Below are 19,677 nucleotides of genomic sequence, written 5' to 3' on the forward strand. Positions count from 1 at the left end.
AAAAAAATATAGAACTCAAATATTTGTTTTTAGTTATCTTAAGGTAAAAAATGATATGTAATGGATTTATATAGCCCCTTAAAAAAGTTTTTTGGCTTTAATCAGTTCAAGGGGCTGCAAGAAGAGGTCATTAAAAGCATTATTAATAACAATAATACTTTTGTGGTGATGCCTACCGGAGGAGGTAAATCTCTTTGTTATCAGTTACCTGCTTTAATGAAAGAGGGCACTGCTATTGTGGTTTCCCCTTTAATTGCCTTAATGAAAAATCAGGTGGATGCCATTAGAGGTATTTCCGAAAATAAGGGAATAGCTCACGTATTAAATTCTTCATTAAATAAAACTGAAATTGCCAAGGTAAAAAGCGACATTTCGGCAGGAATAACCAAATTATTATATGTGGCGCCGGAATCTCTGATTAAAGAAGAATATGTTACGTTCTTACGATCCGAAAAAATATCTTTTGTAGCTATAGATGAAGCACATTGTATTTCCGAATGGGGGCATGATTTCAGACCCGAATATAGGAATTTACGAAATATTATTAAACAAATTGATAATGTTTCGGTTATTGGTTTAACAGCTACTGCTAAGGAAAAAGTTCAGGAAGATATTTTAAAAACATTAGGTATTACGAATGCCAAAACATTTAAAGCTTCATTTAACAGGGCAAATTTATTTTATGAAGTACGACCGAAAACAAAAGAGGTTGAAAAAGATATGATCCGTTTTGTAAAACAACGCAAAAATAAATCCGGGATTATTTATTGTTTGAGTAGAAAAAAAGTAGAAGAAATTGCCCAGGTACTACAAGTAAACGGAATTAGAGCCGTACCATATCATGCCGGCTTAGATGCTAAAACACGAATAAAACATCAGGATATGTTTTTAATGGAAAATTGTGATGTTGTAGTAGCAACTATTGCTTTTGGAATGGGTATAGACAAACCGGATGTCCGGTATGTTATACACTATGATATGCCAAAAAGTTTGGAAAGTTATTATCAGGAAACCGGAAGAGCCGGACGAGATGGAGGGGAAGGTTATTGTTTGGCTTTTTATGCGTATAAAGACATTGAAAAATTAGAGAAATTTATGGCTGGAAAACCTGTAGCCGAACAAGAAATAGGACATGCTTTATTACAGGAAGTTGTGGGTTATGCGGAAACTTCCATGAGTAGGCGTAAGTATTTATTACATTATTTCGGAGAGGAGTTTGACGAAAAAAACGGAGAGGGTGCCGATATGGATGATAACAGTAAAAACCCTAAAAAAGAGCATGAAGCAAAGAATGATGTCGTAAAATTACTATGTATTATAAGAGATACTAAAGAAAAATACAAGCCAAAGGAAATTGTAAACACACTAACAGGAAAGGAAAATGCTATGTTAAACTCTCACAAAACATATTTACAAGATTTTTTTGGGATAGGAAAAGATAAAAGTGGTTCATATTGGATGGCTTTGTTAAGACAAATATTAGTTGCCAATCTAATTAAAAAAGAAATTGAGCAATATGGTGTTATTAAACTAACGGATATAGGAAAAAAATTTATAATAACCCCCCAATCTTTTATGATGACCGAAGATCATATTTACTTAGAGGAAGATACGTCATCAGAGATTATTACAAATACGAAAGCAACAATGATTAGCACTGACGAACATCTCATAAAGATGTTAAGAGATTTGCGTAAAAAAATTGCAGTGAAGCAGGGTGTCCCTCCTTATGCAGTTTTTCAGAATCCTTCTTTAGATGATATGACGTTAAAATATCCAATTACTACAGAAGAAATGGCCACAGTACACGGAGTTGGAGAAGGGAAAGCCCGTAAATTCGGAGAGGAGTTTATACGGTTGATCTCCAAATATGTAGAAGAAAATGATATCATTCGTCCGGATGATTTAATTGTGAAAAGTACGGGTGTAAATTCAGGACTAAAATTATATATTATTCAAAATACAGATAGAAAATTGCCTTTAATTGATATAGCAAAAGCAAAAGGATTGGAGATGGAGGAATTAATTAAAGAGATGGAAGTTATCATTTATTCCGGTACAAAATTGAATATAAACTATATTTTGGATGAGCTTTTGGATGAAGATCAACAAGAAGAAATCTACAACTATTTTATGGAGGCAGAGAATGACAAAATTCAGAATGCTTTAGACGAATTTGGTGGCGATTATGAAGAGGAAGAACTGCGACTCATGCGTATTAAATTTATTAGCGAAGTAGCCAATTAATACTTTCTGATTTATTTAAGAGTTGACCGTACAAATTTTGAACTTTTAAACTATAATAATAAAGCGTCTCCAGGAAAATATTGAAGACACTTTATAAGTTTGTTATCTATACCATTTATTACAATAATTTCAAATAATAATTGGCATAAAATTTTAGAGAAGGAAGAAATTTGAAGTCAAATCAATTCAAATACACAATATATCACTAACAACGGCAAAGGTCTCCTGAGTTTAATCCAAAGAAATAGTCTCTAAAACTGACGACTGGATTTTATCTTTATGCTTATTATACAATTCTAACCAAGTATCCCAATCTTTTTTTCTCGCATTTACCTCGGTTACTTTTATGTGAATGGACTTAATAGGATTGATAGTGGGGACAAAAGTAAAAATATCTTCTAAATCTTTTGAATTGTTTTTTGCATCGGGAATCATATTATTAAAATTAAATGTACCTAATGTAAAAGTTTTAAGTTCTCCTAAACTATTGTAATACTCAAGGAATAATTCTACCACAACATTTACATGATGATGATTATTTTTCAATTTTACATTAGTATAGTTATATGCTAAGCTTTCAAAATGTACTATTTTAAAATTCTTGTTATTCTTAAAATCTTTCAACGTAAGATTTATGACAAGAGATTCTTTATTGCCATTCGTTTTTTTATATTGTAAGCACCTTATATTGTCAATATGTTCAATTGCATTTTCTTTAAAAAGCGGATAAGAATCAGAGTGCTCTTTAACATATTTGTTCGGATTGTAAAATAATTTGGAAATATTATTGAAAACATATGGTAAGACCAAATGAGCAACAATAAAGCTTGCAATATTTTTAGGGCCTATCTTTTTTTGACATTTTTTAGTGATACTGGTTTTTGTTTTTTTAGCAAAACCTATCATTACTTTTTTATTTTCATAGCTGTATATTTTTCCCAAATCTTTTTTATTTTGACTTACACTTATATTATAAGACAGTATTGTTAATAGTACGGTTATTATAAATTTGAATTTCATGATTTTCTATTTTAAAAGTTTATTACAATTTAATCTGAGTCTGTTATTTACGATATCTGATTTTGTTTTTAAATCGTGTTTCAGATGGTTGAGGTTTTTATACGAGTGTATGGCTAAATTTAGTGCCAATGCTCCGGAAACATGTGGAGTTGCCATAGATGTCCCGTCTTTATAAGCATATCCGTTTGTGCCTCTTTCTAAAGATAATATGTCTTTTCCGGGGGCATATACAGTGATGCCTTTTCCGAAATTAGAAAAACGGGGCTTATCATCATTTTTGTCCGTAGCACCTACCGAAATGGTATTTTTATAATTAGCAGGAGAATAGTATTTTACATTATCGTTTTCATTGCCGGCAGCAAATACACAGATACCTCCCTTAGCGTGTACATAATCGATGGCTGCTTCAATAGTCGGAGAAGAAGGAGTTCGCTCGGTAAACCCCCAGCTATTATTCAGGATTTTTGCTCCGTTATCTGCAGCATATTTTAAAGCCTTTACAATACTATCCGGATTATCATCACGATAAGGGAAAATTTTTACAGCCATAATTTTCACCTTTGGAGACACCCCTGCAATGCCGAGGTTGTTATTTGCTATGGCTCCTATGGTTCCCGCAACATGAGTTCCGTGTCCGCTATAATCCATAGGATCATTGTTATTGCTGGAGAAATCATATCCGTAACTTCCGTTTTTTTGCCACATATTGTTTTTGATATCCGGATGGTTGTAATCCACTCCCGTATCAATTACAGCAACGGTAATACCGTCTCCTTTTGATATATTCCAGGCATCCTCGCATTCAATTTTTTGTAATCCATATAGTTTTGGATAGGAAGGGTCGTTTGGAGAGTATTTTGTTTCAATGGTTTTACTGACTTCGAAAAAATCCACGTCCGGATTTGTACTAAGCTGATTTTTAACCGCTTCCAATTCAGATGTGTCAACTTCTAATTTGTACAATCTGTATAGCTTTCTTTCCTCCGGATTCATGGTTTCATAAGAAGCAATAAATGACCTGTTTTTATCTTTTTTACGTTGTAAAAAAGGTTCAAGTTTTAGTTCTCTTTTAAATGCGCCACTCTTAACTCCAATCGTATTGAAATTGTTTTTAACCTCGGCGTTTTCGCTAAGGCATACTGTTATTGTTTTTTTCATGTGATATGTTTTAAATTATTTAAAATAGGTAGTTAGTGTAAAATTTTGATTACCGGTTTTTGTAGTGATGTTACCCTCTCTGCTTCTTTGAATTGTTTTTGTAACCACTTGCAGTATTTTTTTTATGACAATAGGGTAAAATAAAGCGGTTATAAAAAGCTTGGCATGATCACCAAGATTTACATTTAATATGATGAAATCATCAATGTAAATGGTAGTTAATCCAAAAAAGACGGTAGAAATAAATACAATCAGCCAGTACGTTTTTGATTTATCTAACACGATACTGTCATCAAGTTCTAATCTTAGATTATACCAGTGAAGGACTTCTTGCCCTGTAGCTCCTAAAAAACTTACTAAAAATGTTTGAATTGTTAAATGTTCCATATAATATGAGTTTTGAATACTCAAATCTATGGTACATGTCATTTCGATTGTATCCCTACAAATAGGTAAATTTTAATTCGGGATATCTCTGTCAAATCACTGCTGTAAAGATCTCCTTAAAATAAACTCTTTGAAAGCTCCAAATCTCAAGTCATAAGATATAATTATTTAAGATATTGGCTTTATTACGGAATCATTTTTTTCCAATTTATTTAACTCTTTATAGTTCTTATTTAATTTTTTAAGGAGTATTCCATATAACAAATAATAGAATAAGAGTAAAAGTGCCAATATGACAATAATGAGTATAATTTGTACAATAATCATTGCACTCATGACTTTATCAGGATCAACATTCATATCTTGTAAATTGAAAGCGATCTTTATATTCTCCGGACTATTAAAAATTAAAATATTTACAATAGCGGCAGAGACTACAAAGCTGATAAGGTTATAGTAGACATAAAATTTTACGGTTTTACGAGTTACTAAAATTTTCTTTATAAGCGTTTTGGTATTATCGATAGTAGAAATAGAAGTATAATTTTTATAAAAGATAGCTAAAAACAAAATAATTAAAGCATAATGGATATAAGATAATGTGCGTATAAAACCCATTAGGTTTAATTTTTCATAAATGTCAAGATTGTCTTTAGGCATTACTAAATTTAATCCAAACCAAAAGGCAAACTCCAGTAATCCGATAATAAAAATCCATTTTACAATAGAAGATGATCTGGATTGCGACATTTTATAAATTTCTACAGCCGATAGTTTTTCTGTTGTTTCAGGCTGATTATCCCACGCTTTTTTATATTGATCTAAATCCATAGTACTCATGGTTTATGGGTTTAATATATTTTTAAGTTTATCTTTTGCTCTGTTCATTTTTACTCTTGCATTTACTTCGGAAATACCTAATGTTTCCGAAATTTCTTTATAAGGTTTATTTTCCAGATATAAGAAAATCAACGCTTTATCAATATCATTTAAACGATGTATGGCTTTGTACAAAGCATTTAATTGCCGCTCTTGAGTATCATCATAATCATTCGACTGAATTTTAAACGCAACATCACCTATGTCTTGTGTTTTAATAGTTCTGGTAGATTTTCTGTATAAAGAAATTGCCGTGTTTAATGCAACTCTATACATCCAGGTACTAAATTTGGAATCCCCTCTGAATTTCCCATAATTTTTCCAAACTTGAATCGTAATTTCCTGAAACAAATCTTTGTGTGCATCTTGATCTGTAGTATATATCCTACAGATCTTATGGACTATATTTTGATTTTTTTCAAAATCTAATAAGAAATTCTCCTCAACCTTTTTAGTCACGTTTATAAAATTGATTTCATAATAAGTAGGTATAAAAGAAAAAAAGTTACAAAAAATAAAAACGAGTTCTTCGTCATAAAAATAAAAGGGTGCATAACATTTTGTCGCGAAATAGTTATTTTTAAGGATTAACTTTTAAAAGCGACACCATTATGATTAGCGAAGAGGAATTTTTAGCCCAAGCCAAGAAGCGTTATCAAGCGATAGCAAAATTATCAAACATAAAGAGTTACTATGATTACGAAAAGACTTTTGATCAAATATGGACGGACTATGGTCGAGAGGTTTTAGAGAGAAGTATAAGCGAACCATCTAAAGACAGGCGTAAAAAAAAACTTATCACGTTACGGAAAGATAGAGATTAACAACACTCATCCCTTTAGTGAAAAAGTCAATGGATTTAAGATAAGTCCCTATATGCAAGACAAAATGATTTATATTGGTCAAAACGATTGTTATGGAGATGGTCATGAAGTTTTATCGAATCTTCTAGGTGTTTCAGTCAATGCGATGCAGCTTTACAGAGTCACAGACTTTTATGGTGGTTTATTAGAGCAAGAAAAAGTATTGGAGGTTGATGCCGTTGAACCTGATATTCTTAAGGTAGATAACCAAGAGTGCATATATGCTATGGTCGATGGGTCGATGCTTTTCACTCGGGAAGAGGCTTGGAAAGAAGTAAAATTAGGCAGAATTTTTAAACAGAGTAGCTGTATGGACATATCAAATAAACGTGGATGGATACGCCATTCGTTGTATGAAGCATATTTAGGCAAAGCTGATAAGTTTACAGATAGAATGGATAGATACTTAGGCTGTTACAGGAGTATTGATAAGCGACTGATTTTTGTTGGTGATGGTGCTAGATGGATATGGAAATGGGTAGATCAACATTACCCTTTTGCCACACAAATATTGGATTGGTATCATGCTTTAGAACATTTACACGATTTTGCTAAGGTTTGTCTCTCTAATCAAGAGTCATATAACAGTTGGGTTGGTCAACAGGAGCAACTACTAAAAAACAGTCAAGTAAATCAAGTCATTGAGAATATCAAAAACTTAGAATTGACAAAGCAAAATCAACGTAAACAACAAAGCCAACTTATCACATATTATACCGAAAATAGGTCGCGTATGGACTATCAGCAATATCAAAATACAGGAGCAGGTATTATAGGATCTGGAGCCATAGAAGCAGCTAACAGGGAGGTTGTTCAAAAAAGAATGAAACTCTCTGGACAACGTTGGTCTAAAATTGGAGCTCAAAATATGCTCACATTAAGAACAACTAAACTGAGTGATAAATGGAACAAAGTAGTTAACCTAATCTGTACTGAGAAAAATAAAGCTGCTTAAAACGACAAAATGTTATGCACCCAAATAAAATCAATATATTTGTTTAATAAAAAATAAAATAAATTGAACAATATAAAAAGAGATTTTACCATAAAAGACCTTGAAAATATTTCGGGAATCAAAGCACATACGATTCGCATTTGGGAAAAACGTTATGGTCTTTTGCAGCCTCAAAGGACAAATACTAATATCAGATATTATTCTAATCAAAATTTAACGAAGCTTTTAAATATTGTTTTGTTAAATAAAAATAACTATAAAATATCTAAGATTGCTCAAATGTCTGAAGATATGATCACATTAAATGCCAGGGAATTAGCTTTTAAAATTGCCGTCAATGATGAAGCTATAAATTCGTTCAAACTAGCGATGTTCCAATTTGATAAAGTGTTATTCAATACAACCTATAATAAATTGCTTCATAAAAAAACATTTCGAGATATTTTTAAAGATATTTTTATTCCTTTTTTGCAACATATAGGCCTCTTGTGGCAAACAGAAACCTTATTGCCGGCCCATGAACATTTTATTTCTAATTTAATTGCTCAAAAGATTCAAATTAATATAGAAAAATTACAATATAATGTTACCGAAAATACCACCACGTATGTCTTATTTCTTCCTGAAAACGAGATACATGAATTAGGGCTTTTATATTTGAATTACGAACTGGTTCTCAGAGGTAATCACACTATATACTTGGGGCAGAGCCTCCCTTTGGATAACTTAAATTACTTTTTTGATGGTCATAAAGAGGTTTGCTTTGTCACTTCGCTAACGGTACAGCCTTACGACGATAAAGTAGCCGAATATTTTTATACTATAGATACTATCTTAAAAGAAAGTAGACATAAGTTAATAGCTATTGGCAGGAAAGCCATGAATATGCAAGATTATGATTTTAAATCTTCTATTGAACTATATCCGGAAGTTTCCGATTTGTTAAATGTATTATAATGGATACGGTTTTTATATTTAAGTGTTTAATAAAGTTGTATATTTGTTAAACAAATGAGAAAAAATATTCATATCATAGGTGCCGGTTTTTCTGCACTTGCTGCTTCTTGTTATTTGGCTAAAGCCGGGTATAATGTTACTGTTTTGGAAAAAAATGCAACCATAGGGGGGAGGGCAAGGCAGCTAAAAAAAGAAGGCTTTACCTTTGATATGGGGCCTTCATGGTATTGGATGCCTGATGTATTCGAACGTTTTTTTGCTGATTTTGGAAGAAAACCTTCGGATTATTATCAATTGGATAAATTAGACCCCGGATATCGCGTATATTTTGAAGATAAGAGTTTTGTTGAGATATCCGCAAATATAGATGAGATATACGAACTTTTTGAGTCCGAAGAAAAAGGAAGTTCCAAACATTTAAAAAAATTCCTGGAAGCAGCTGAATTTAATTATAAAACAGCTATTGAGAATTTGGTGTATAAACCCGGAGTTTCCCCGTTAGAGTTAATCACTCCGGTTACTTTGATGAGGTCTCATCAATTTTTCTCCACCATATCAAAAACTGTCAGAAAGCATATCAAAAGTAAAAAACTCATTCAAATTTTAGAATTTCCCGTACTTTTTCTGGGAGCAAAACCTGCCAATACCCCGGCGTTTTATAATTTCATGAACTATGCTGATTTCGGACTGGGAACCTGGCACCCTAAAGGAGGGATGTATAAGGTCGTTGAAGCTATGATAACTCTTGCTAAAGAACTGGATGTAAACCTGATAACTCATGCAAATGTAGAGAAAATACACGTAAACCATCATCAGGTATCCGGCATTACGGTAAATTCAAAAATTATAGAAAGCGATATTCTGTTGAGTGGTGCCGATTACCACTATACAGAAACTTTATTAGACACAAAGTACAAACAATATTCCGAAACATACTGGAGTAAAAAAGTGTTTGCACCCTCATCACTGTTATTTTATGTGGCATTTGATAAAAAAATTAAAAATGTAAACCATCATACATTATTTTTTGATACTGATTTTGATATTCATGCTACAGAAATTTACGATGCTCCCGCCTGGCCCAAAAACCCGCTGTTCTATGCAAGTTTTCCCAGTATAACGGATCCGAGTTGCGCCCCGGAGGGAAATGAAAGCGGAGTATTTCTGATACCATTAGCTCCCGGTATTGAAGATACAAATGAATTAAGAGAAAAATACTTTAACATGATTATGCAAAGATTTGAGCATTTAACGAACCAGAAAATTAAAAATAATATTATCTTTAGGGAGTCTTTTTGTGTAAATGATTTTATAAGGGATTATAATTCTTATAAAGGAAATGCTTACGGTATGGCAAATACCTTATTACAAACAGCATTTCTGAGACCAAAAATTAAAAGCGGTAAAGTACAAAATTTATATTTTACAGGTCAGCTGACGGTTCCGGGGCCAGGTGTTCCACCGGCTTTGATATCCGGAAAAATAGCTTCCGAATTAATACACAAAAAACACTCCTGAAATGAAACAATTATTTGACGAAGTTTCTTTAAATTGTAGTAGAATTGTTACTAAAAAATACAGTACCTCATTCTCCATGGCAGTGAAGTTGCTATCTCCCGGAATTAGAAATGCTATTTATAGTATATACGGATTTGTAAGATTTGCCGATGAAATTGTGGATACGTTTCACGACTACGATAAAGAGAGGCTTCTGGAAGATTTTGAAAAGCAATATTACGATGCACTGGAAACAGGGATCAGTTTAAACCCAATTTTAAACTCGTTTCAAAATACAGTGAAAAAATATGGTATTACAGATGATATGGTAAAGGCATTTCTGAAAAGTATGCGGGCCGATTTATACAAAGCAAACTATACGACAAAAGAAGAATACGATGCCTATATTTATGGTTCTGCCGATGTTGTGGGGCTTATGTGTTTAAAAGTATTTGTAAACGGTGATGACACTAAATATCAAGAACTTAAAGATGCTGCCATGAGACTGGGATCTGCATTTCAGAAAGTAAATTTTTTGAGAGACTTAAAGAATGACTATGAATTATTAAACAGATCTTATTTTCCAAATGTAGACTTATCATCTTTAGATGCAAATTCTAAAAAGCAAATCATTGAAGAAATTGAAAATGATTTTAATTATGCTTTTACTAACGGAGTTTTGAAACTACCGGCAGAAGCTAAATTCGGAGTCTATATGGCATATCGGTATTATAGAAGATTATTAAAAAAGTTAAAAAAAGTACCTTCTTCTAAAATTATAGAGACCAGAATCCGAATTTCCGATCCCATGAAAATAAATTTACTGGCCAGGAGCTATGTAAAATACAAACTAAATATGATATAATGCTTTTTGCTCTTGTCACAATAATAACATTTTTGATAATGGAAGGTATTACTTGGTGTACACATAAATACGTGATGCACGGTTTTATGTGGTATTTTCATGAAGATCACCATCAGCCCAAGTATGAAACTCCGTTAGAAAGAAACGATATCTTTTTTGTAATTTTTGCTGCTCCCAGTATTGCATTGTTCTATTTTGGACTTCATCCGACATTAAATATCTTATTTTTTATAGGGCTAGGCATTTTATGCTATGGTATTGCCTATTTTTTGGTGCACGATGTATTAATTCATCAGCGTTTTAAATGGTTTAAAAATACAAACAACAGGTATCTGAAAGGGCTGAGAAAAGCACATAAAATTCATCACAAAAAATTGCACAAGCACGATGGAGAATGTTTTGGAATGCTATTTGTACCTTTCAAATACTTTCGAAAACCTAAGATTTAATGTATTTATACCTAATTCTGAATATAGCCTCTTTGAGTATTCCTTTGATATACTCATTCGATAAAAAAATGCGCTTCATCAGACATTGGAGAGCAGTATTACTTTCTTTAGTAATTATTGCTTCTGTTTTTCTGCTTTGGGATGCTGTTTTTACGAAAAACGGAGTATGGGGGTTTAACCCCAAATACCATTTAAACTGTACGCTTTTGGGAATGCCAATAGAAGAATGGCTATTTTTTTTCTGTATTCCGTATGCAAGTATATTTATTCATTATTCTTTTGAATATTTCAAACCGAATCTGTTACTGTCAAAACATGTTACACAGGCGATTACTATCGGGCTTATACTGACACTCATTCCGGTTATTATTGTGCATACGGATAAAGACTACACTTATGTCAATTATAGCGCTTTGGTGTTTTTATTGGCAATTAGTCTAAAGTATGGAATAAAATACTTACAAAGATTTTATATTGCTTTTTTGGCAATACTGATTCCGTTTTTTATAGTGAACGGAATTCTTACGGGAATAAGACTGGACGAACCGATAGTATGGTATAATGATGAGGAAAATTTAGGAATACGAATTGCTACCATACCTGTTGAGGATATCGGTTATGCCTTTACGATGATTTTTGGCAATATATTTCTCATAGAAAAGTTTAAAAAATAAATTTAAGGGATATTTTTAGAATTGATTTGGCAAAAGCTTGATTATTTAGCATCATAATGATATAGACCTCATAGGTTTCAAAATCCGTCCTTGAAATTGACATATTGAAATGCCGAAGTGGTGGAATTGGTAGACACGAGGGATTCAAAATCCCTTGCTATTATTAGCGTGTGAGTTCGAGTCTCATCTTCGGTACAGATTTTAAAAGCTGAGTTTTTAACTCGGCTTTTTTTATTTTACTAAAACATACCTAAAACATTTTGAGGTTTGTTTACATTAGTATGATTTCTAGAAATTTCTTTAGATATTAATAATTTCTAATATTTGAACCTGTCCATTTTCCTCGCCCACAGCAATAGTTTTCTCATCCTCGCTCAAAGATAAACTGGAAATATTACGACCAATACTAAGTGATGAAATTTCTTTACCTATGAGAATATCCCAAATTATTATCCTACCATCTTTTGAGTAAGAAAGTATTTTCGGAAAGTTTTTAAATAAGATTAAGTCGATACTTTTTCTGAAATAGGGATTATCGATATGCCCTTCAAGTGACATAAGACAATCTGATTTTTCTATATCCCATACTTTTATTGTTCCATCATTACAAGCTGATATAAAATACGAGTCTTTTGGTGCTAAAGAACTATCCGAAACTTGCTTAAACTTTTTTGAATCAACGTCATATGCGATGTTGTAATTAAGAAACAATACTTTTTCTATGGTTCTGGTGTGACCAGTAAAAGTATTAGTGCAAATTGGGTCGCTATAAAAGTTGATTTTCCATAATTTTATGGTTTTATCTCTAGAACCTGTGAGCATTAATGTGCCTTTTTTGTTAATTTCTATTGATGCTACTAATTCATCGTGCCCTTTGAATTCAACTATTGGATATTCCGAACTTGTGCGCCATATTCTTAGCCACCCAATTTCATCACCAGATATAAAATCAATACCAAAATTATATACCTTAAAAATTTCTGCACCCCTGTGTAATTTATTTGGTGGTAATTTGTAATTAAGAACCTCATTTCCTTTAACTATATCCCATTTCTTAATTGCATTATTGGTTGAAGTAATAGCAAATTGAAAATCTTTAAATGGTATTGCATTTTTAATATGCGATGTATGTCCGCGAAATGTTTTTAATTTTTTCTTTCTAGTTAAATTCAAAACGCTTGTCTCATAATTTTCCTTGTGATTTTTATTTTGATAAGAGGCAAGTGAAAAATATTCATCATCCTTTTTAAAAATCGCTAAATTATCAATTGATTCAGCAAATCCAGAAAAAGAATGGAAACAAGTAAAATCTTTTTTAAGACTAATTTTTATTGAACCATCTTTCGATGAAGTTAAAATTTTTCTATCATCATCGAATATCTTTATTTCATTAATAGCTCCATTGTGAATTATGTTTTTTATCAAACTTTCATTTTTGCCTCCCCAATCCTCAATTTGATAATCCAATGAATATTTAATTCTCCAATATGTCAATTCATTGTTTTTTCCACTTAATATTTTTTCTTCATCTATAAACTTAATAAAATGAGCTGACCAGCCTTTAGATTTGTATTCTAATCTGCCGTTATATAGATTCCATATTTTTAACACATTATCATCTAAAATTAAAAACTTATCATTTTCTAAATCTATTTTACTTTCATCATATTTTTGATTAAAAACCTTTATTTTTTTCCTCATTGGCATATACCATATATGTATACCAGTTGAATAATACCCAATTAGATATCTATTATCTGAGCTAAGTTTTATTTTTTTTAAATAATCATCTTCTTTGAAAGTTAATTCTTTATTTAAACACCACGTGTCATCTTCATTAATTAAGCTAACAACAATGATGAATCCATTTTTACTTGAAATAATGATTATATTTTGATTTTCTCCAAATATCAAATCAGACACATCAAGTTTCACATTAAAAGAACCTATTTTTGCTTCCTTATTGTTATTATCAATATTTACAATATTAATCTGTGATGAGCCTGAAAGGTTATTAGCTGTAACGATTCTTGTTGTTTTTATTCCATCATTGAAGAATTCAATAGCAGAATGAGTTACCACTTCAGACTTGTGAGTAACATAAAGTATTCGATTTAATTTTGGGACACCCAATATTGATACTTTATTTTTATCGCTAGGGTCTTTTATTATTATAAAATCATTAGTTGCTTCAATTTTACTCTATAAAAAGTCCGAGTATTTATTATCATTGATAACAACACGAGTAATTAGACTTTCATTTTTAATATCCCATATTTTTATACAAAACCTATCATTATCAATACTGTCTCTTGTTAGACAAGTAATTAATAAGAGATATTTCTCTCCAACTTCTTTAATCTGAAAAATAGTTCCATCCCCATAGTCATCTTCAAAAGAATTTAAAAAATCGTTAGAGTTTATATTCCACATTAAAACAGATGCTGTTTCTTTGTAAGATTCCAAGGACGTGGTATAAAAGATATTCTTATTAGCGGAAAACTCATATGTATAAAAATTTTGTTGTCCGTTAAATACGTGAGCAAGATGACCTTGTGAAGAACTTAAATTATTCATTGGACGAATCCAAGTGTCTTTAGTTTTTTCATTAATAACATCTTTGATAGAATCAATATAAGTATTACTGCCTTTTTCTAAATAGCCAAATAACTGTGAATTTAGCTGTTTCGGATTAGCTTCAAGAATATGTACTATTTGTTCTAGTGCACTGCATCAGCTTTAAGAAAAAAATATCCTTTTTTGTTATTAGTTAAAAATTTATCAATAGCATCAAATACAAATTCTCGACCTATGAAATGAGGCAAAATATGTTGTTCTCTTTCAGGATATGTTTGAATATAAGAGCAGATATTTTCAGAAACATATTTTTTTTTATGACTTCTTTATATTGAACTTTCTTTTTTATATTGAATAGTTCCTCAATCAAATTATCAAGAATGATTTTTTGACCATCACTGGATAAAATAGTCTTGTTATTACTTTTTACTATATGCCCGTTTGCAAGTAACAATAGATTCATTCCACCTACTTCAATAAAATGAAATTCTAAGAGGTTTTTTTTATTTAAAATTTCGGCTATTTCATTTTTGTTTTTGAAACTGAAATCTTCCCAACAAAACCTGATTAAAAGTTTATTTAAAGAAAGAAGAATCTCTCGCAATTCTTTATTGTTTTCATTTTCTTTTTTTAAAACAAAAACAAATAGTGATTGCACAATATTTAACGTAAGCCTATCTTTATTTGTGCTAAAGGCACTTTTTAATGTTGTATAAGGTGCTTTTCCGTTACTACTCTTGTTTATTGCATTAAACAACGTAGTGTCTTTTGTATTTCCCCCTATGACATAAGTCTTGAGAAAATCTAAAAGATTTTCATCATATCTTATATGTGCTTCGCTCGTACTCATCTTTAACGTCTGGCTAAAGTCGGACTTTAGTCTTTTTTATTTTTCTGATTATCTGATAGTTATAAAGCAGATTTCACATTTCTTTTCTTATCGTTTTTCATCTCTCGTAATCTTGTTGTGTACAAAAATTACAAGTGAATTCATTTAACAACAATAACAACAAAAATTAAATCTAAAGATATGAATATTAGAATAGATGATATCAAAAAAGCCCTTTTAACTTATATAAAGAGTTTACCACCATATGAAATCTCCAAATTTCTACAGTTCCACAAAATGTTAGTGGATGATGCGCTTTACTATATGGAAAACACACCTGTATCCGTTCAGGATGATTTAGAAACGGAAAAGAAAATCACACAGCTTTTTTCGGAAACCGAAATATTAGAAACAGCTAAAAAGCTATTAAAAGTAAATGCATTATGAACATAGAAGAACAAAGCGAACGCACTGAGTTCGTATTTATAAAACGACAGGATTTAAAAGAAGAATTACGCCTACTAATGACGGAAACTATTTCTGAATATAAGCAAGAGAAGATTTGGATTACAGCAAAAGAAGCAATGGCTCTGTTAGCCATTAAGAGTGCCACTACGCTCCAAATGCTCAGAAATACAGGTAAAATCGAGTTTTCTCAACCTATGAAAAAGCTGATTTTATACAAGAAATCATCGGTTTTGGAATATTTAGAAAAACACTCTAGAAAAACGTGGTAAGATGAATAGGACCAGCGTATATAATAGGGATTTTGTTTTCAGAGTGATGTGTGGTATAAACAGAAACCATTTCAGCACAATGTGCCGACCTACCAATATCACTATTGGTTCTTTTACAATTCATTACCTAATTAGAATGACAGCAGACAAAAAATCAGCATACAGCAAAGAATATCGGAAACTCCGTGTACATCGGGTCATCATTTTCTCAAAAGAAGAATTTCAGCACCTTACCGCTCTAGCGGAAAAACATCGCAAGCCCTTTAGTACACTCGTTCGTGAGCTGGCTCTGGCTCAAAGTAAAAATCAATATTTGTTACCATTGGAGGAACAAACCCAAGAGGTCAAAATTCAGTTAATCAAGATAGGTACAAACATCAATCAGATAGCACACGTTTGCAATGCTACTAAGAAAATCTCACTTGATATTATTAAAAAATTACAAGCGGAATTTTCCGAACTCCAAAAAGCAATTGTTGCCATTTACGATAAGCCACAAAGTTTATCCGATTTAATAAGAAATACTCTTATTAAGATACCTAGCTACGCTGAAGAAATCAAAGCCGTTTTAACCCAATTACATCTATGATTATTAAAAGCCTTAGACATACCCAGTTTTTATCCAATTACAGCGTGAATTACGTCTTTGACGGCGTTTCTAATGAGCCAGAACATCGGTGGCTCATATTTCAAAATATCACGAGTGGTTATGACCGAAAATCCATCATAAAAGAGTTCAATACTAACGCCCAATATTTGACCAAAACAGCGAATAGAAAAAAGGTTTATCGTTATCACGAGGTGTTGGCATTTGCTCACGATAATTCAAAGGATTTATCTCGTGAAAAATTGCAACGTATTTGTAATGAGTATCTCAAATTACGAGACTCACAAGGGTTAAGCAAAGCCGTGTGTGTTCCACATTTAGATAAAGGACATTATCATATTCATATCCTATTAACCTCGAATTTTTTAGAAAGTTCTCGCTCTGGGGATATGCGAATGTCTAATGAACGCTATTACGACATAAGGCGCAGTATGGAACGATGGATGTTACGGGAATTTCCAGAACTGCATAGAAGTACGGTTTATCTCGAACAAGAGGAAATCGAACAGCTCTTACCTGAACGTTTTATGAGGGAACGGCAATTATTACAGCAACGGGAAAAACCGCAGAAAAACCGCAACCACACTAGAGACAAAGTAGCCGAACGTATTAAGGAATTATTGGCTCAAAGCAACACGCTAGAACTCTTTGAAACCCATATCAATAATGAGCCATAATATGCTACTTATAGTAGAAATGGCAAACTAACAGGCGTAATACATAATAACAAAAAATATCGCCTTAAAACATTAGGGATTCCACTTTATGAGGAAAAATTCCACGTCCTCAAACGAATGCAGGAACTCGAACACATCAATCATCAGCGTGAACACTCAATAGAGAGGGAGCGGTAAATCTATTTTATCAACTAAAAACAAAAATTATATGTCATTTTTTAGGTATTCATATTCTCAATATTCGGCGAAATTTTTAACAGGATTGAGGCGTTTTTTATTACTAAACTGTTTTAAAAACGGTTTAGTGGTTGATGGCAAAGCTCGTATTTCTGAAAAGGAAAGTATGCAAGGGTTAATTTGCCTTGGTTCTACAGGGTATGGAAAATCGACCGTTTTTAGTGCCTGTAATTTAATGACGATAAAAAATGCCAGTATGGTCGTCATTGACCCATCAAAAGAACTCTATAATCTCACACATAGGTATTTGAGAAAATACTTTGATGTGAAGTGTATTGACTTGATTGAACCCAAAAAAAGTGATAGGTGGCAAGTTCTCTACACCGCCAAGACCAAAGAAGATATGACAATGATTGCAGATGCGATTATTTCTGCCTCATTTCCACAAGAAACGGCAGGTTCTCGTTTTTTTAACCAATCTGCTAAAAATCTCATTGCGGTTCTGCTCACAAGTGTTCTTAATCGACCAGAGCAGAAAAATTTAGGCTACATCTATGCAATGCTCAATCGCTATAACAAGAATGACAAAGCCGAATTGACCAAGGAACTATCAAAATATTTAGATGCTGAAACGTGGCTTGAATACAAAGCTATTATGAGCCAGCCTGAACGCCTCGTGGGAAATGTTATTGCAACGTGTAGAACTGCTCTTGCACCAATGACAACCGAGACATTGAAAAAAATATCAAGCGGACACGATATTCATATAGCCAGTTTGAGAACAAAGCCAACGGTACTGTTCATTAATATTGCTGAAAATCGTTTTAAGGAATTTGGCTTATTCGTTTCGTTACTACTCAGAGAGATTACAGAAACTTTTTCTGTAATGCCGAAAAAGAATGACTTAACACAATACCTACTATTAGATGAAGCAGGAAATTTTTATTTCCATAAGCTCGCAAATTTCTTGACGATTTGCAGAAAGCGTAGGGTTTCAGTATCGCTAATACTGCAATCAATGCGACAATTACGAGCCTTATATAATGATGATGCCGATACTATCATAGAAAACACTAAACATCACATCTATTTCCCAGGGCTATCCCTTGAAAGCTGTGAACAAATTAGCAAGAAAATCGGCTATATCTATGGGGATTTTGATAACACATTTTTACCAACCAATAAAAAGAGAGGGCGGAAATATCCACTTGTTTCTCCCGAAGCCATCAGAACTCTTAAAAATGGGTTTGGGTTGCTTTTGAGTGGTAATAAGCAAATAGCCTTACTCAAATTCACGCCGTGGTACAAGAATTTTTGGTTACGAATGAGATTAAAATAATAACACAAATTATAACAATTAAATACTATGTCAGATAACGAAGAAAGAAAAAAAAGACATAACGAGGCGATGAATCGTCTGTTTGAACGCAAGAATATAGTAGCACTTGACTTGCAAAATAAAGAAGAAACTCTTGAAAGATTAAAAAATAGCAATTGCTATTCTACTGCTAAAGAAAAAGAAATAGCAGGCATAATAGATCCGCTAGGAGAGATTGTTGATTCTATTTGGGTAGAAGAATTTTGTCTTAAAATACAGCAAAATAAAGAAGTCTTATCACATAAGAAGATAAAAAATATCCTGTCACTTGAAGCTACAATCAAAGAATTAAATGCAAAGAAAAACGAATTAGAAAATACTATTAAAACTTTAAATAATGAGAGATAGAGATATAAACCGTGAATTTGATATGAGGGAAATGGAGTTTGAATACAAATTACTTACTACTCTAGAAAATTCAATACAACGTATGGAAATGAAAGCAAAGTCTATGAGTAAAGAAATCCATAAACTAAAGAAAAGAAAGAAAAAAGGAAAAGAACTAAAAGAATACATATCCAAAAAGCTGGATTCTGCTGTAAATATATCTTGGCAGATAATACGAGAAAAGAAATTAGCTATTGAAACTCTGGAAAGTGAATTAAAAGCTCTTAGATTAAAGACTGAGTTTGTACTTCAAGAAGAAAAAGGTTTAAAAACACAAATAACGGAGTTCTCGGCAGAATTGGAACAAGAGTTTTTGAAATCACAAAACCTTAAAAACAAGAAAAAAGAGTAAAACAA

Annotated in this window: 23 protein-coding genes and 1 tRNA gene; 16 read left to right on the forward strand and 8 right to left on the reverse strand. The window is 32.1% G+C overall.

The features are described 5' to 3' along the window. Positions 1 to 60: 60 nt before the first annotated feature. Positions 61 to 2,247, forward strand: coding sequence for a RecQ family ATP-dependent DNA helicase (locus tag GKR88_11200; GenBank protein QMU64795.1), 2,187 nt, complete (start codon positions 61 to 63; stop codon positions 2,245 to 2,247). A 231-nt stretch (positions 2,248 to 2,478) separates the two neighbouring features. Here the strand turns inward: GKR88_11200 and GKR88_11205 are convergent, their stop codons facing one another. The 5 genes from GKR88_11205 to GKR88_11225 form a co-directional block, all read right to left on the reverse strand. Continuing rightward, a complete protein-coding gene (locus GKR88_11205; protein QMU64796.1) occupies positions 2,479 to 3,267 on the reverse strand; it encodes a hypothetical protein in 789 nt (262 codons plus the stop codon). Positions 3,268 to 3,273: 6 nt separating this feature from the next. Then, a complete protein-coding gene (locus GKR88_11210; GenBank protein ID QMU64797.1) occupies positions 3,274 to 4,425 on the reverse strand; it encodes a S8 family serine peptidase in 1,152 nt (383 codons plus the stop codon). A 15-nt stretch (positions 4,426 to 4,440) separates the two neighbouring features. Next, positions 4,441 to 4,812, reverse strand: a complete 372-nt coding sequence (locus GKR88_11215; GenBank protein QMU64798.1) for a hypothetical protein — start codon at positions 4,810 to 4,812, stop codon at positions 4,441 to 4,443. 168 nt (positions 4,813 to 4,980) lie between these two features. Next, positions 4,981 to 5,643 carry a hypothetical protein gene (locus GKR88_11220; protein QMU64799.1) on the reverse strand — a complete coding sequence of 221 codons (663 nt, stop codon included), beginning with the start codon at positions 5,641 to 5,643 and terminating at the stop codon, positions 4,981 to 4,983. 12 nt (positions 5,644 to 5,655) lie between these two features. Further along, complete coding sequence (locus tag GKR88_11225; protein QMU64800.1) at positions 5,656 to 6,150, reverse strand: sigma-70 family RNA polymerase sigma factor; 495 nt, start codon at positions 6,148 to 6,150, stop codon at positions 5,656 to 5,658. Positions 6,151 to 6,302: 152 nt separating this feature from the next. Here GKR88_11225 and GKR88_11230 point away from each other — a divergent pair, with 152 nt between their 5' ends. The 8 genes from GKR88_11230 to GKR88_11265 all read left to right on the forward strand — a co-directional run bounded on the left by GKR88_11230 (position 6,303) and on the right by GKR88_11265 (position 12,146). Beyond that, positions 6,303 to 6,515 (forward strand): hypothetical protein, encoded by a 213-nt coding sequence (locus GKR88_11230; GenBank protein QMU64801.1) that lies wholly within the window; start codon positions 6,303 to 6,305, stop codon positions 6,513 to 6,515. Positions 6,516 to 6,567: 52 nt separating this feature from the next. Next, a complete protein-coding gene (locus GKR88_11235; GenBank protein ID QMU64802.1) occupies positions 6,568 to 7,509 on the forward strand; it encodes a hypothetical protein in 942 nt (313 codons plus the stop codon). Positions 7,510 to 7,572: 63 nt separating this feature from the next. Then, on the forward strand, positions 7,573 to 8,466 hold the full coding sequence (locus GKR88_11240) for a MerR family transcriptional regulator (protein QMU64803.1): 894 nt from the start codon (positions 7,573 to 7,575) through the stop codon (positions 8,464 to 8,466). 54 nt (positions 8,467 to 8,520) lie between these two features. Then, positions 8,521 to 9,984 carry a phytoene desaturase gene (crtI, locus tag GKR88_11245; protein ID QMU64804.1) on the forward strand — a complete coding sequence of 488 codons (1,464 nt, stop codon included), beginning with the start codon at positions 8,521 to 8,523 and terminating at the stop codon, positions 9,982 to 9,984. 1 nt (position 9,985) lies between these two features. Further along, positions 9,986 to 10,828, forward strand: a complete 843-nt coding sequence (locus tag GKR88_11250) for a phytoene/squalene synthase family protein (GenBank protein ID QMU64805.1) — start codon at positions 9,986 to 9,988, stop codon at positions 10,826 to 10,828. Beyond that, entirely contained in the window at positions 10,828 to 11,277 is a 450-nt protein-coding gene (locus tag GKR88_11255; GenBank protein ID QMU64806.1) for a carotene hydroxylase, read from the forward strand. Before GKR88_11250 ends, GKR88_11255 begins: the two co-directional genes overlap by 1 nt. Continuing rightward, a complete protein-coding gene (locus tag GKR88_11260; GenBank protein ID QMU64807.1) occupies positions 11,277 to 11,951 on the forward strand; it encodes a lycopene cyclase domain-containing protein in 675 nt (224 codons plus the stop codon). Before GKR88_11255 ends, GKR88_11260 begins: the two co-directional genes overlap by 1 nt. Positions 11,952 to 12,062: 111 nt before the next feature. Then, positions 12,063 to 12,146, forward strand: a tRNA-Leu gene (locus GKR88_11265). Positions 12,147 to 12,251: 105 nt separating this feature from the next. On the opposite strand, the gene GKR88_11270 is transcribed toward GKR88_11265, so the two are convergent. The 3 genes from GKR88_11270 to GKR88_11280 all read right to left on the reverse strand — a co-directional run bounded on the left by GKR88_11270 (position 12,252) and on the right by GKR88_11280 (position 15,285). Further along, a complete protein-coding gene (locus GKR88_11270; GenBank protein ID QMU64808.1) occupies positions 12,252 to 14,084 on the reverse strand; it encodes a hypothetical protein in 1,833 nt (610 codons plus the stop codon). Positions 14,085 to 14,153: 69 nt separating this feature from the next. Then, a complete protein-coding gene (locus GKR88_11275) occupies positions 14,154 to 14,417 on the reverse strand; it encodes a hypothetical protein (protein QMU64809.1) in 264 nt (87 codons plus the stop codon). A 343-nt stretch (positions 14,418 to 14,760) separates the two neighbouring features. Further along, positions 14,761 to 15,285: a hypothetical protein gene (locus tag GKR88_11280; protein QMU64810.1), complete on the reverse strand. Its 525-nt coding sequence runs from the start codon at positions 15,283 to 15,285 to the stop codon at positions 14,761 to 14,763. Between the two features lie 273 nt (positions 15,286 to 15,558). Here GKR88_11280 and GKR88_11285 point away from each other — a divergent pair, with 273 nt between their 5' ends. From GKR88_11285 to GKR88_11315, 7 genes are all read left to right on the forward strand, one after another. Further along, complete coding sequence (locus GKR88_11285; protein ID QMU64811.1) at positions 15,559 to 15,804, forward strand: hypothetical protein; 246 nt, start codon at positions 15,559 to 15,561, stop codon at positions 15,802 to 15,804. Then, positions 15,801 to 16,094: a helix-turn-helix domain-containing protein gene (locus GKR88_11290; GenBank protein ID QMU64812.1), complete on the forward strand. Its 294-nt coding sequence runs from the start codon at positions 15,801 to 15,803 to the stop codon at positions 16,092 to 16,094. Before GKR88_11285 ends, GKR88_11290 begins: the two co-directional genes overlap by 4 nt. Position 16,095: 1 nt before the next feature. After that, on the forward strand, positions 16,096 to 16,683 hold the full coding sequence (mobC, locus tag GKR88_11295; protein ID QMU64813.1) for a plasmid mobilization relaxosome protein MobC: 588 nt from the start codon (positions 16,096 to 16,098) through the stop codon (positions 16,681 to 16,683). Next, positions 16,680 to 17,378 carry a relaxase/mobilization nuclease domain-containing protein gene (locus GKR88_11300; protein ID QMU64814.1) on the forward strand — a complete coding sequence of 233 codons (699 nt, stop codon included), beginning with the start codon at positions 16,680 to 16,682 and terminating at the stop codon, positions 17,376 to 17,378. The genes mobC and GKR88_11300 overlap by 4 nt, the downstream gene beginning before the upstream one ends. Positions 17,379 to 17,586: 208 nt before the next feature. Further along, positions 17,587 to 18,894, forward strand: coding sequence for a type IV secretion system DNA-binding domain-containing protein (locus GKR88_11305; GenBank protein ID QMU64815.1), 1,308 nt, complete (start codon positions 17,587 to 17,589; stop codon positions 18,892 to 18,894). 27 nt (positions 18,895 to 18,921) lie between these two features. Beyond that, positions 18,922 to 19,281, forward strand: coding sequence for a hypothetical protein (locus GKR88_11310; protein QMU64816.1), 360 nt, complete (start codon positions 18,922 to 18,924; stop codon positions 19,279 to 19,281). Beyond that, positions 19,271 to 19,672: a hypothetical protein gene (locus tag GKR88_11315; protein QMU64817.1), complete on the forward strand. Its 402-nt coding sequence runs from the start codon at positions 19,271 to 19,273 to the stop codon at positions 19,670 to 19,672. The genes GKR88_11310 and GKR88_11315 overlap by 11 nt, the downstream gene beginning before the upstream one ends. Positions 19,673 to 19,677: the final 5 nt, after the last annotated feature.

Source organism: Flavobacteriaceae bacterium (assembly GCA_014075215.1).
GTDB lineage: Bacteria > Bacteroidota > Bacteroidia > Flavobacteriales > Flavobacteriaceae > Polaribacter.